This window comes from Nitrobacter sp. Nb-311A, from assembly GCF_000152905.1.
Taxonomy (GTDB): domain Bacteria; phylum Pseudomonadota; class Alphaproteobacteria; order Rhizobiales; family Xanthobacteraceae; genus Nitrobacter.
The window spans coordinates 10,400-23,623 of the sequence record NZ_CH672425.1 but is presented as its reverse complement, the minus strand read 5'-3'; the positions used below and the strand labels follow the sequence as shown (position 1 = coordinate 23,623).

17 protein-coding genes are annotated in these 13,224 nt (G+C 61.0%); 3 read left to right on the top strand and 14 right to left on the bottom strand.

The features are described 5' to 3' along the window. The first annotated feature begins 554 nt into the window (after positions 1-554). Both NB311A_RS19125 and NB311A_RS19115 read left to right on the top strand, forming a co-directional pair. Complete coding sequence (locus NB311A_RS19125; RefSeq protein WP_009800313.1) at positions 555-881, top strand: TraR/DksA family transcriptional regulator; 327 nt, start codon at positions 555-557, stop codon at positions 879-881. A gap of 389 nt (positions 882-1,270) precedes the next feature. After that, entirely contained in the window at positions 1,271-1,657 is a 387-nt protein-coding gene (locus tag NB311A_RS19115; protein ID WP_009800311.1) for a DUF302 domain-containing protein, read from the top strand. Between the two features lie 181 nt (positions 1,658-1,838). Here the strand turns inward: NB311A_RS19115 and NB311A_RS19110 are convergent, their stop codons facing one another. The 14 genes from NB311A_RS19110 to NB311A_RS19835 form a co-directional block, all read right to left on the bottom strand. Further along, the gene (locus NB311A_RS19110) at positions 1,839-3,569 is read right to left on the bottom strand and encodes a SulP family inorganic anion transporter (protein WP_009800310.1); all 1,731 of its coding nucleotides are present in this window, start codon (positions 3,567-3,569) and stop codon (positions 1,839-1,841) included. A gap of 64 nt (positions 3,570-3,633) precedes the next feature. Continuing rightward, positions 3,634-4,518: an MBL fold metallo-hydrolase gene (locus NB311A_RS19105; RefSeq protein ID WP_009800309.1), complete on the bottom strand. Its 885-nt coding sequence runs from the start codon at positions 4,516-4,518 to the stop codon at positions 3,634-3,636. A gap of 18 nt (positions 4,519-4,536) precedes the next feature. Further along, a complete protein-coding gene (locus tag NB311A_RS19100) occupies positions 4,537-4,986 on the bottom strand; it encodes a DUF6691 family protein (protein ID WP_009800308.1) in 450 nt (149 codons plus the stop codon). Between the two features lie 3 nt (positions 4,987-4,989). Continuing rightward, positions 4,990-5,439, bottom strand: a complete 450-nt coding sequence (locus NB311A_RS19095; protein WP_009800307.1) for a YeeE/YedE family protein — start codon at positions 5,437-5,439, stop codon at positions 4,990-4,992. Continuing rightward, on the bottom strand, positions 5,427-5,639 hold the full coding sequence (locus NB311A_RS19090; protein WP_040676171.1) for a DUF2892 domain-containing protein: 213 nt from the start codon (positions 5,637-5,639) through the stop codon (positions 5,427-5,429). The genes NB311A_RS19095 and NB311A_RS19090 overlap by 13 nt, the downstream gene beginning before the upstream one ends. Before the next feature lie 167 nt (positions 5,640-5,806). Beyond that, positions 5,807-6,094: a DUF6127 family protein gene (locus tag NB311A_RS19085; RefSeq protein ID WP_009800305.1), complete on the bottom strand. Its 288-nt coding sequence runs from the start codon at positions 6,092-6,094 to the stop codon at positions 5,807-5,809. 52 nt (positions 6,095-6,146) lie between these two features. Next, complete coding sequence (locus NB311A_RS19080) at positions 6,147-6,494, bottom strand: phage head closure protein (RefSeq protein ID WP_009800304.1); 348 nt, start codon at positions 6,492-6,494, stop codon at positions 6,147-6,149. Then, complete coding sequence (locus tag NB311A_RS19075; protein ID WP_040676142.1) at positions 6,494-7,063, bottom strand: head-tail connector protein; 570 nt, start codon at positions 7,061-7,063, stop codon at positions 6,494-6,496. Before NB311A_RS19075 ends, NB311A_RS19080 begins: the two co-directional genes overlap by 1 nt. Before the next feature lie 74 nt (positions 7,064-7,137). After that, positions 7,138-7,524, bottom strand: a complete 387-nt coding sequence (locus tag NB311A_RS19070) for a hypothetical protein (protein ID WP_009800302.1) — start codon at positions 7,522-7,524, stop codon at positions 7,138-7,140. 66 nt (positions 7,525-7,590) lie between these two features. Then, positions 7,591-8,865 (bottom strand): phage major capsid protein, encoded by a 1,275-nt coding sequence (locus NB311A_RS19065; protein WP_009800301.1) that lies wholly within the window; start codon positions 8,863-8,865, stop codon positions 7,591-7,593. Positions 8,866-8,875: 10 nt separating this feature from the next. Further along, positions 8,876-9,727, bottom strand: coding sequence for a head maturation protease, ClpP-related (locus NB311A_RS19060; RefSeq protein WP_009800300.1), 852 nt, complete (start codon positions 9,725-9,727; stop codon positions 8,876-8,878). After that, positions 9,727-9,879, bottom strand: coding sequence for a hypothetical protein (locus tag NB311A_RS22140; RefSeq protein ID WP_009800299.1), 153 nt, complete (start codon positions 9,877-9,879; stop codon positions 9,727-9,729). Before NB311A_RS22140 ends, NB311A_RS19060 begins: the two co-directional genes overlap by 1 nt. Before the next feature lie 12 nt (positions 9,880-9,891). Beyond that, positions 9,892-11,199, bottom strand: coding sequence for a phage portal protein (locus tag NB311A_RS19055; protein ID WP_009800298.1), 1,308 nt, complete (start codon positions 11,197-11,199; stop codon positions 9,892-9,894). A gap of 25 nt (positions 11,200-11,224) precedes the next feature. After that, positions 11,225-12,283: a terminase TerL endonuclease subunit gene (locus NB311A_RS19835; RefSeq protein WP_009800297.1), complete on the bottom strand. Its 1,059-nt coding sequence runs from the start codon at positions 12,281-12,283 to the stop codon at positions 11,225-11,227. Between the two features lie 107 nt (positions 12,284-12,390). Here NB311A_RS19835 and istA point away from each other — a divergent pair. Next, positions 12,391-13,224 (top strand): IS21 family transposase (gene istA, locus NB311A_RS19045; protein ID WP_009800296.1); only part of this gene is annotated, 834 nt, incomplete at its 3' end.

Sequence of the window (13,224 nt, the reverse complement as noted above, 5' to 3'; positions counted from 1 at the left end):
TATATTCGCGATTCGACGGCGTTCCGGAATCTTCCGCCGTTGCATCATGACCATATTGTTGTCTGGCGCGCGACCAACAGTTCCAAAGCTATGGAGGTTATCGACGGTGCGTATTGCGCTGGATCAAAACGGACAGCGGCAAATAGTGTCGTCATAAGACACGTCCGGCGCCAGCAGACCAAAGCGAAGCTTAAGAGAGGAATTTCTGGTTCATCGCAGCCGCGAGAAGGGAAAGTGCTGCCAGAACACCTCGATATAGTTATGCCCGATGCCCAGAATGTGGATCTAATCGAAAGATGACCTCAATCGGCATCATGGCCGCGCTCAGACCATGGATCTCATTGAGCGGCATGATGATGGACCGCATGAAGATAAGGGCTGAGACCCCACACCGAAACAAAAGTCTGGCAGTCAATTCTTCGAGGTCGTCTGTTGGCGTAAGGCCTAATTTCTTGATCACCCACGACCGCGTCGCGGCTTGGCTTCATCCGAGATGAGCAGCTTTGCAAAGCGATCTTGGCTGTTAATATTGAGGCAAACAAAGGAGGTTTGGCATGGCCGACACTGCGGCAGCGAAAGCCCATCTTGAGGCGCAACTTGTGGAGCTTAAAGAACGGCAGGAAAGGATTGCGCAGGACTTGACCACACCGCTCAATCCTGACTCGTCCGAACAAGCGGTTGAATTGGAGGATGACGCTTCGCTCGAAGGACAAGCAGCACTCCTCGTCCGAGAGATCGCTTCCGTGCAGCGCGCATTGACGCGAATCAAGAACGGAACATATGGTGAGTGTGTCCGCTGCGGAGAGCAGATTTCAGCCAAGCGTCTAGACGCTCGTCCGGAAGCGGCGTTGTGCATCAGGTGCGCACGGCAAGAACAGTGAGCTTGCCCTTTCCAAAGGGCCAAGCTGAACGCTTTCTGGTTCGCGTCCGCGAGATGATGGTCGGCATGGTCGGAAACGACCTTCTAAAAGAGAATATCCGAACCACGGGCACGCCTCGCGAAAGCCCTCGCTTAAATGAGAGGCATAAGTCGACCGAACTAAATGCGCCGCTCGATGGTGTCGACGATGATGTTCGTCAAGGTCAGTTTGTGTTCGTTCACTAAGTTCCAAAGTCAGAAGGACGGCTCCTTTTGCGCCCTGCCCACGGCCGCTTGTAAACCCAGGAAGTGGTGGCCTATTTCGGGCTGTCATGGTCAAGCTGAAGAGAGCAAACGCTGTCTGGTGTTTTTGCAAACCGACCCCAGGCCAATCTAGAAAGTGGATGACCTATGAACTACACAATCAATCGCATGATTGCAGACGCCACAATAGACGATGTTGAGCTTCGCGCGCGCAGCGCGCTGAGCAAGCATGGTTTTGGCGTCCTCACCGAAATCGACGTCAAGGCAACCTTGAAAAAGAAGCTGGATGTCGAGATGCCGGCCTATCGGATCCTCGGCGCCTGCAATCCGGGGATGGCGCATCAGGCCATCGGCATAGAGCCCCGGGTGGGCGCGATGCTGCCCTGCAACGTCATCCTTCGGGAGGTCGAGGGTGGGGTCGAGGTCAGCGCGGTTGATCCCGTTGCATCGATGCAGGCCATCGATAACCCCGCCTTGCGTGAGGTCGCGGGTCAGGTGCGCGATTTGCTGGACAAGGCCGTAGCCGCCGTTTGAGCAAAGAGAAACCTGCGCTGGGACCTGGAGCAGCAGGCCTAATGGCGAGCGCGCCAGTTCAGAGCAGGCTTCGCCGGTGGTCCGAATGTCGGTCTTCTGGTCGCCGTCCCGTCGCACGCCGGGGATCATCATCGCCGAAGCCATGTGCGTGGAACGCCGGCATGGCGCCGCCAACAGCGCTTCACGTCAATGCCTGCTCAGGAGCAAGGGTCCGCATTGCGTCGTATTGCGACAGAAAAACCTGGCCGGTCAGCAAATCAAGAAAATCGGATTTCTTCAACCGGTCCATCACGGGCCCCTTCACTTCCGACAGGTGCAGTTTCACATCGATTGTCTCCAACCGATGATTGATTGCTTCCAGACTTTCCAGCGCGCTCAGGTCGATCTCGTTGATGGCAGAGCACATCAGCACCACGTTCCTGATAGGGCGATCCGTGGCGACGCGATCAGCAACATAATCTTCCAGAAAGCGGGCGTTGGCGAAGTAGAGACTTTCATCGATGCGGATGGTGAGAAGGGTCGGGTCGGTCAGAACGCTGTGACGGTGGATGTTCCGGAAGTGCTGCGTGCCCGGAACAAGACCTACCTCGGCCAAATGGGGGCGAGATGATTTGTAGAGGTGGAGCGCGATGGACAGGACCACCCCCGCCGAAACGCCGGTTTCCACACCCAGCCCCAGTGTCAGCAGGATGGTGGCGGCAACTGCACTGAAATCTGCCTTGGAATAGGTCCAGCTGCGCTTGAGGATTGAGAAATCCACCAGCGACAGGACAGCCACGATGATTGTGGCGGCCAGGGTGGCGGTGGGCAGGAAATAGATCAGCGGGGTCAGCGCGATGGCCGCGATGGACAGGCCCAAAGCTGCAAAGATCCCCGCGGCCGGTGTTTCAGCCCCTGCATCGAAGTTGACGACTGACCGGGCAAACCCGCCCGTCACGGGATAGCCGCCTGTGAAGGCCGCTCCGAGGTTCGCGGCGCCGAGACCGATCAATTCCTGATTGGGGTCGATCCGCTGGCGCTTCTTGGCGGCGAGCGTCTGCGCGACCGACACGGATTCAACGAAGCCGATGACCGAGATCAGCAGCGCTGGTAGAAGGAGAAGGCGGATCAGATCGGTTGAAAACGACGGCAGCGTCAGTGGAGGCAGGCCCTGCGGCACCACGCCGACGATCCGGATCCCCTGTGCATCCAGCCCGAGGCCCCAAACCGCCGCCGTCGTTACCATCACGGCAAGCACCGGCCCAGCCTTGGTGACCATACCGGCCAGTCTTGGGCCAAGCCCGATTCGGCACAACAGCGGCTTAAGCCCCTTGCGCACCCAGAACAGGAACGTGGTGGCACCGACCCCAATCACCAGCGTAATCCAGTTCGTAGCAGACAGACTCCCGACCAGCGAGATTACCATTTCGGGCAGGGTATCGCCGCCCGCGCTGATGCCCAGAATATGCTTGATCTGGCTGGTCGCGATTAGGATGCCCGATGCAGTGATAAAACCTGCGATGACGGGATGCGAAAGGAAGTTGGCAAGGAACCCAAGTTTCAGAAGCCCCATCACCAGCAGGATCGCGCCCGACAGTGCCGCCAGGGTCAGGGCTGCAACGGCGTAGCCCATGGTGCCTTGGTCGGCGATATTTCCGATTGCAGCGGCCGTCATCAACGACACCACGGCCACCGGCCCCACCGCCAGCGCCCGGCTGGTGCCGAAGATCGCGTAGAGGATAATGGGTGCGATCGAGGCATAAAGCCCGGCCTCGGGCGGCAATCCGGCAAGCAGCGCATAGGCGAGCGATTGCGGGATCAACATGATCGTCACGATCACCGCCGCCAGCACGTCGCCCGTCAGAGCGTTTCGGCCATAGGTCCGGCCCCATTTCAGGATCGGAACATAGCGGGCGAGCGATGCGACGTTCATGCGACGGTTATTTCTGCTTCAGGCTTCCAGTGGACCGTTGTCGCTTCTTCTACGGAGTGTCTGGTCAGAGCCCGTTGACGGGCACCTTGAGCATCGGACGGCCGTCCTTGTCGGTCGGCACCTCACCTGCGCGCATGTTGACCTGGAGCGACGGGATGATGAGCTTCGGCATCGCCAGCGTTGCGTCGCGTTCGGTGCGCAACTTCACGAACTGCTCTTTCGTGGACCCTTTCCCGACATGGACGTTGTGCTCCTTTTCGGCGGCCACCGTGGTCTCCCACTGGATGTCGCGGCCGTTGGGGCCGTAGTCGTGGCACATGAACAGGCGCGTCTCATCCGGCAGGGCCAGCACCTTCTGGATACTGTCGTAAAGCGTCGCCGCATCGCCACCAGGGAAATCGGCGCGGGCCGACCCGCCATCGGGCATGAAGAGTGTATCACCCACAAAGGCCGCATCGCCCATGACATGCACCATGCAGGCGGGCGTGTGGCCAGGCGTGTGGATCGCCACTGCCTGCATGTTGCCGACCATGTAGGTATCGCCATCCTCGAACAGCGCGTCGAACTGGCTGCCGTCGCGCTGAAACTCGGTGCCTTCGTTGAAGATCTTCCCGAAGGTATCCTGCACGACCATGATCTTGTCACCGATACCGATCTTGCCGCCCGGGGCGTTCTGGATGTAGGGCGCGGCGGACAGGTGATCGGCATGGACGTGGGTTTCGATGATCCACTCCAGCTCCAAGTCGTTCTTGCGGATGTAGTCGATGATGGCGTCGGCATGATCATAGGTGATCCGGCCTGCCGCATAGTCGATATCCATGACGGAATCGATCACGGCACAGGCATTCGAGGACGGGTCCTTGACGACGTAGCTGATGGTGTTGGTCGCCGGATCGAAGAACGCCTCGACCTGGGGTTTCACGGACATGTCGATTGGATAGTCGTTCATGACGGTTTGCTTTTCGGTTCAGGTTTCACGGCGCAACAGGCGCGCAGCTCGAGCATGGGTCAGCGCCATCACCCCCTTGGCAGAAAAGATCCCGACGATGAGGGCCGCCACGAAGGCGAAGACCTCGATCCGGCCGGTTCCGAGGGCGGGGAGTGCGCCGCCCGGGCAGAACCCGGCGATGCCCCAGCCCACGCCGAACAGGGCCGAGCCGCCGAGCAGACGCGCATCGATGCGCGGGTTGTCGGGCAAGTGGAAGTTGGCGTCGATGATCGGTGCGGGCCTTCGCAGCACAATGCGGTAGCCTATGAAGGCTACCGTAACTGCGCCGCCCATCACGAAGATCAAACTCGGGTCCCAGGTGCCTGCGACATCAAAGAAGTTGAGCACCTTAGCCGGGTTAGCCATGCCCGAGACTGCGATGCCGATGCCGAAAATCAGTCCGATGAGATAGGTTGAAACGAGACGCATGGCTTAGACCCCCAGCACGTGGCGGATGACAAAGACGGTCAATCCGGTGGTCAGCATGAAGGTCGCCGTGGCCGCGATTGACCGGCGCGACAACCGCGCCATCCCGCACACCCCATGCCCCGAGGTGCAACCCGACCCATAGGTGACCCCGATTCCGACCAGCAGACCGCCAGCCAGGAGCATCGGCAAGGACGCCGGCACTTCGACCGCAGGCATCTGTCCGGTGACCGCCAGGACGACCAGAGGACCGCTGATCATCCCGGCCAGAAGTGCTAGGCGCCAGCCGGCATCCGGATGCGCTGATGGGGTCAGCACGCCGGCGAGAACGCCGGTGGCGCCCATGACCCGGCCCAGCGTCAGCATCAGCAGTACCGAAGCCAGCCCGATCAGCACACCACCCGCCAACGATTGCCAGGGGGTGAAAAGGGTTTCGATAACGGTCAGTTCCGGCATGTATTGACCCTCAAAACGGTGTAGAGCGGGCAGAACCGGATTGTGGCTGTCGCCAGCATCACGATGCCCAGGACAATTGTTCCGTACTTCAGCGCAACTCCATCAAAGACGGCCCAGCCGCTAAGAAGCGCGACTGCAATCAGCGCCACGCCGAGCACAAGACGAACCGCCCGGTCCAAGTTTCCTACATTGGCAATCATTGTCCTGATCTCCCATAACCTGGACCCCCGCCATCCAAATTTATCCATCATACCGTGAACCAGTTCACATTGACTCACATCAACAGCGACAGGTGTTCATGACACACGCTCCGCCGCGCGCGCGAGGCGCGAGCGGGCAAAAGATCAATCGGGTTCTGGTTTTGCGATTACGGCCCGGGACCAAACAGCTTCAGCTTGATGCCGACGCCGGCCATCAGCGCGATCATGATGCCGGTGGTGATGATGCGGACGGTGGTCTGCACGGCGGTCCGCTTGGCGAGCCGGAAGCCAGCCAGGAGCGAACGAAGATCCTGGATATCTTCCGCTGCATCCTTACCATCGAGACCGACTTCCTGCAGAGCACGGCGGGCGCCAGTTTCGGCTGCGCGTGCCAGCAGCACCTCGAACTCGGTCTCGGACATGCGGAACTGCTCGTTCGCTTCCGGCGGCGTCATGGCGGTTCTCCCGGTGATTTTGATATCCGGTTGCGAAGCTGCCCGCGGCCGTTCAGGTCGCGACACCAGCCTCGCACAACATGGTGATGAAGCGGCCGCGACGTTCCATGTCGGCTGAGGTGCTGATGTTATAGATGGTGCCGGAGCGGACCTCGATCAGCCGCCATTCGGCGGTGATGGTGGTGGTCTCGGCATCGAAGCGCACGATGATCAGCGCCGGCTGCACCTCCTGCAGGCGCGAGGCGATGACGGTCTCACCGCCCTTGGAGGGCAGGATGCAGGCGTCGCGCTCGAACTGGGCCACCCACATGCCGACGGTATTGCCGTAGCCGTCGTCGACTTCCTCGCGTTTTTCGAAGCTGACGCGGTCGCGTAGATCATTGGCGGTGATCCTGGCCATCAGATCGGACTTCTGCGGTAGGGCGCGATCAGGGCATGGACGGTGCGATCGATAGCAACATCAATGCTGGTATCGGTGCCATCGAACAGGCGCTGGACGATCAGCAGGATAGCTTGCCGGATCGGCTCCGGCACGTCGGCCGCTGCGCCAAAACCGGCTGTAAAGGTGACGGTGACGGCATCGGGGCGATAGAAGGTGACCGGCCAAACTTGTCCTGGCCGCAGGGTGACATAGGCACCGCGCGCATCGGCAAACAGTTCATAGCTGCCCGCCTCCAGCGTCTGCTGCAAATTGTCGGTATCGTAATAGGTGACGCCGACAAGCGAGATCACCGGTGACAGCGGCAGATTCAGGCGATCAGTGAAGCTGGCAAAATCCTGCCGCCAGGTCTGGGTAATCAGCGCCCGGCCGAGAATGCCGGAATAGCCATCGAACCAGGCAGTCGCCGCCTTGATCTGGGCGGTGATCAGATCGTCCTGGTCGTCATGATCAACACGCAGATGGGCCTTGGCCTCGGCCAGTGTCACCGGCATTTCGGCTGGGGCGACGGTGCGAATGGGGGTGAGCACGTTTTGGTCGACCGTATAATAAAGAGAAGCGACCAGCCGACCGGATGAGTGATGACCGGCCGCTTCGAGCGATATCAGGCCACCGGCGCGTCGTGTGGATGGCCGAGGACAAAGACAGCGCCGGCGGCGACCGACGTGCCGGAGGTCTTGGTGATAACCGCCCGGACGTATCGCTTGCTGCCCTTGTAACCCTGCTTGTAGACCGTGCTGGCCTCAAGCGCGTCCGGCAGGGCGCCGAGCAGATCGGCGGCCGGAACATCGACGAAATCGCCATCCGTGGTCGTGTCGCTCTCCTGCATGGCGATGACGTAGAGGCCGTCGCCAGCAATCGCACCGGTGTTGATGATCAGGGTGGCTCGGTTGAAGCCTTGTAGATCAGCATGGCTGCCCTTGGTCGTGGCGGTGACCACGGCGGGAACGAGGGATGCAACGAGGCCGAGGCCGGAGATACCGTCCTTCATGACAACAGTCCTTTCAATGAATGGGATTAGGGAAGAGGCGGGCGACCGAAGCCGCCCGTCATGAGATCAGGTGCTGATCTTCAGCAGCTTCAGAGCTTCAAAGTTCACGATGCCGCCGCCAACACGCTTGATGGTGTAGAACAGGACGTTCGGCTTGGAGGTGAACGGATCACGCAGGACCCGGATGCCGATGCGATCGACGATCAGATAGGCCCGGTTGAAGTCGCCGAATGCGATCGGCAAGGCATTGGCCTCCACCGCCGGCATGTTGTCGTCGGTGTAGACCGGCTTGCCGAGAATGGTGGCGACCTCGGCTGCGCCCGAAGGCGGTGCCCAGATATAGGCACCTTCCGCGTCCTTGAACTTGCGAACCGTGTTCATGGTCGCGTCCGACATCAGCCACGACGCCCCGTTCCGATAGCCGGATTTGAGCGCATAATAGAGGTCGATCAGAGCATCAGCCGGGCTGACCGATGCTGTCGGAGCGAGAAAGCCATCGGCCTTGCCGGACGCCACGAAGCCGATCTTGCCCCAGGCATGGGAAGCGTTCGCCACCTTGTCGTAGGCAAGAATGCCGCGCGGCTTGTTGATGCCATCGCCGTTGGCGAAAGCAGCCCCCTCCTGCTCGGCGAACTCGATCGACACTTCATCGGCCAGCCAAGCCGCCAGATCGATGCGCGCATCGTCCAGTGAGGTCTGGGTGGCGCCGGGCATGGCGTAGATTTCGCCGGTATTTATGGCGATCTCGCGCAGCGTCGGGGTGGCTGTGCCAGGACGATCCTGTTCCTCGCCAACCCAGCCTGAGGTCGCGCCACCCATATTGACCAGCTTCTTGTAGGTATTGGTCGAGATCGAGATGGTGCGAGCGAGCGAGCGGATGGTCGACACCGTACCGAGCACCCGGTCGATGCCGGCTTCGGTCTCTTCCGGGACGAGATAGCCGCCGTCAGGATCGGATTGCGTGGTCAGCTTGGCCTTGACCTCGAGATCGCGCAGACCGGCATCGACGCCACGGCGAAAGAAGCGGTCGAAGGCTTGTGCGTGCTCCGCCTTTTCCGGGTCGTGATCATTACCGACGCCACCGACCTTGATCGCGGCCATCGCAGCATTCACGCTGTCGATGTCCCTGGTCAGCTTGGTCAGCTCGGCATTGATGCGGTCGACCTTTTCGGTCTGCACAACGTCGGCAAGGCCTGCCCTGATGTCGGCCAGTTCCTTGTCGCGTTCGAGCTTGAAGTCCTCGAAGGTCTTCTGCAACTCGGCGAGGATCTTTGTGGTGTTGCCGGAATCGGCGCGCACGGCAAGGATCCCGCGGGCCCGCGGGTTCAACTCGATACCCATGATGGGTCTCCTATGATCTGAGAATGTCGATCAGCCGCTGTAGGGCGACCTCGTCTATGCCTGCATCACGCGCGGCGGACGGCTGGCCTGCATCGCGCGTGGCCGAGCCGATAAGCTCCGAGAGCATCTCGGAGCGAATGGTGCGGGAAAAGCCAGCGCGGGCGAGCGCGGCCTCGGTCTGCCGGCGAGCCATCAGCCCCCGGTCCATGTTTTTCGCATCGCCGGCGTCGGCGGAAAGGTCATCCGCAACGACATCAGCAAAGCCGTTCTTCACGGCCTCGGACGGACCCATGAAGGTCTCGGCGTCCATCAACTTCTCGATGCTTGCGCGCTTCATGCCGGTGCGCGCCTCATAGATGTCGGCGATCGCTGCGTCGAAGCCGTCGAACATATCCGCGGTCTCGCGCATATCGTGACGATTGCCGACCACGGCGCCCCAGGCATTGTGCACCATCATGAAGGTGCCGAGACCCATGCGGATTTCGTCGCCGGCCATGGCAATGATGGACGCAGCCGACGCGGCCCAGCCTATCACCTCAATCGTGACCTTGGCGGGATGGCCGCGGAGCATGTTGTAGATCGAAATGCCCTCGAACATATCGCCGCCCGGCGAATTGATCCGCACGGTGATGTCACGATTGCCGATCGAGCGCAGCGCGGCCGAGATGCGGTTGGCGGTCACGCCACCGCCCGACCAAACATCCTCGCCAATGACGTCAAACATGGAGATGGTGGTGTTGCCATCGGCACCGGCAGCGATCGGAGCCTCAGCCCATTTCGCGAGGACATAGGATGGCGCGTCCCACTGATAGTTATGCGGCCGCGCAAAGACCCGCGCCTCAGGCAGTTTGCGAAGGCTCATCAATAGTTCTCCAGCAGGAGAAGCAGGAACCAGCCAAGGACAAAGCCGCTGAGAAAGATGCCGAAGTCAAAGGCCGGGCTGATGACGGCCAGGCCGACGACGACCATCACGATCAGCGTCGAGGTCAGCTTCAGCGTGTTCAGAATGCTCATCTTTTCTTGTCCTCAATCAATGGGATTGCTGTCAGTTCCGGCATCGGTGCCATCGCCGACATCACGGCGATCGTGATCATCTTCATTCGGCGGTACGCCGGCCGTATTCGGCGGCGGATAAAAGATGTCGCCGCCCGCACGCGGGTTCTGGTCTTCCAGCGCGCGGATTTCGTTGGGGCTGTAGACGCCCCATTGCAGGCCTTTGACGTAAGCCTCCCAGCGCGCCTTGATGTCGCCTTTGACCAGTGCCGCTCGGTTGAAGCGGGCATAGAGCGTGTCGTCCGCGCCAATCAGGTCGCGGTTGATGGCTTCCTCCCACATGGTCAGATGGTCTTCGAGCGTATAGGCGACGAAGCCGATCGACTGCTGCTCGATGCCGGTGCCCCAGCTTGTGGATTTCTCTGTGTCGCCGATCATGTGCGGCGGCACGCCGAAGAACATGGCGATATCAGTACGCGAGAATTTGCGGCTTTCGATCCACTGCGCATCCTCCGCCGTCATGGCGATGCGGGCATAATCCATGCCCTCTTCGAGGATGAGGTTCTTTCCCTCCTGCTCGCCACCGGAGCGGAATTCGTCGAGGCCTGCCTTCAGATTGGCGACAGCCTCGGGCCCGAGCTTGTTCGGGTGTTTCAAGACGCCGCTGACGCGGGCACCGTTGCGGAAGGTGGCAGCGCCATGATCCTCCATGGCGAGCGAGAGCCCGATGGTCTCGCGGGCGTAGCAAATGGCCGACACGCCATGGACGCCATCGAGCGTCAGTCCGACCAGATGGAAGACTTCACCCTGCGCCAGCCTGATGCGTCGGCCATCCGGACGTGTGTAAACATAGTCGAGCGCCAAAGCGTCGGTCTGCTTCACCTCGACCCGATCGGGATGCAGCGGGATCAACTCTTGGACCAATCCGCGCGAGCGCACGATCATGGCATAGGCATTGCCCCGTAACAGCAGATGCGCTTGCAGCATGCGGCGGAACTGCGACGGCGTCTGCCAGCGGTTCGGCTTGCGTCGTAGCACCGACCAGATCGGCGTGTCGGAGGCATCCTCGCGGGTGCGCTCGTCGACCCGGCGCTTGATGTGCAAGGGCAGGGTGGCAACGGCGCCCGCGATGATACGCACGCAGGCATAGACGGCGGCCACCCGCATGGCGCTGTTGGGTGTAACCGTTGTGCCCGATGCCGTAACATTGCCGGCCCGCAACGCCTCTTCCAATTGCTGCGCCGTCGTGATGACCAGGCCACCGCCAGCATCCTGGAACGACGCGCGCGGAGAGACGGCCGGCGGTTGTGCACCACCGAACCAGTTCGACCAGAATGCCATTGGTTTCTTTCGTAAGCTGCTCAGCTCACAGCATCAGGATGCCGCGGGTCTCGTAGACCGAGCGGCCGGCATTGACGTCACGGGCCAGCGCCCGGCCGAGCGCGTTGCAGATCGCGACGATGCCATCGATGCGCTCGGTCGAGCGCTCCTTGTCCGGCTTGATGTTGCCGGCCGGATCATGGCGCACGGCGACATTGGAGGCGTTCCAGCGCAACACCGGATGACCGCCGTGCCAGAGCGCACGCGACACCGACAGCCGCTCCAGTTCCGCCGTGGGCGCGGCCATGCTCAAGAAGCCCTGGCCGAACTGGACCAGATTTAGCCCTTCATCCTGCAGATGCTGGACAATCTCGCCGGCAAAGGTGCGGTCATAGGAAAGCTCGCGCAGGTCGAAGCGTGACGCCAGATCGAGTATTTCTTTCTCGACGAAAGCAAAGTCGGTCGCGTTGCCCGGTGTGGCGATCAAGAATCCCTGATCGCGCCAGACATCATAAGGCACGCGGTCACGCCGCACGCGGCGCAGAATGTCGTCCTCCGGAATCCAGAAGCGGCAGAGCACGATCCACTTGTTGGCAAGGTCACCGAGCTCGTCCTCCAACGTCGGCGGAAACAACAATACGAATGCCGACAGATCATTGACGCGGGCGAGATCGAGTCCGCCATAGCATTCGCGGCCGATGAGCTTCTGCTCCACCTCTTCCAGATCATGCTTGACGATCCGCCAGTCGGTGGAGGCCGGCAGGCCGCCTTCTTCCCACACCCCCATGTCGAGCCAACGCGTGACCTGCTCGGTCCATTCATTCAATCTGAGCCGCCGGATCGCATTCTGCTGCGCCGGCATTTCCTTGGCCTCATCGATCTGGCGTTTCAGATCATCGACCTTGACGGTGACGTCGAGGCTCGGATTGGCCTTCACCCAGACTTCTGGGTCAGTCCAGTCGTCGCCGTCGTCTATTGTTGCGATGTAGCCGAACCAGCTGTCAGCCGACTCCGTCGGTACCGTGCCTTCCAGCGCTTTGACCGAGAATTCGTGATGCTGGCGACACACCGATTGGCGGTCATAACCGGCCGTGGTGATTGTCATTCGGCATGCAAAATTGACCCCGTAAGCCGGGGGATCGGCGTCCAAAATTGACCCCCTACAGGTTGGCTGTTGCGCTGCCTGCTTTGTCATGAAGCAGGTGGTCGGGGATGCTGATCGTGGAGACGATTGCGCGGATACGGCGCGAACACTTCATCAAGGGCAAGACGATCAAGGAGATCGCCCGTGACCTGAAGGTGTCGCGGAACACGGTCCGGAAGGTGCTGAGGTCGGGCAAGACCTTGTTCGAGTATGAGCGTTCGATCCAGCCGCGCCCCAAACTCGGGCGTTGGGCGGCGGAGCTTGATGAACTGCTGGCGGCGAACGCGGCCAAATCGGCTCGCGAACAGCTGACGCTGATCCGGATCTTCGAAGAGTTGCGCGGACGCGGCTATGACGGCGGCTACGATGCCGTACGGCGTTACGCCAGGCGTTGGAGCAAGGAGCGCGGGCAATCGACCGCGGCGGCCTATGTTCCGTTGAGCTTTGCGGCGGGCGAAGCCTACCAGTTCGACTGGAGCCATGAGATCGTTCTCCTCAACGGCGTGACGGCGATCGTGAAGGTCGCTCATGTCCGGCTGTGCCACAGCCGCATGCTGTTCGTGCGGGCCTATCCGCGGGAGACGCAGGAGATGGTATTCGACGCCCACGACCGGGCGTTCGCACTGTTCAAGGGTACCTGCAGCCGCGGCATCTACGACAACATGAAGACGGCGGTAGAGACGATCTTCGTCGGCAAGGATCGCCGCTACAATCGCCGCTTCCTGCAGATGTGCAGCCACTATCTGATCGATCCGGTCGCCTGCACGCCGGCGTCGGGCTGGGAGAAGGGTCAGGTCGAGAACCAGGTCGGGCTGGTCCGGGAACGGTTCTTCACGCCACGGCTGCGGTTCAAAACCCTGGACGAGTTGAACGCGTGGCTTCTGGATAAGTGCATCGCCTAC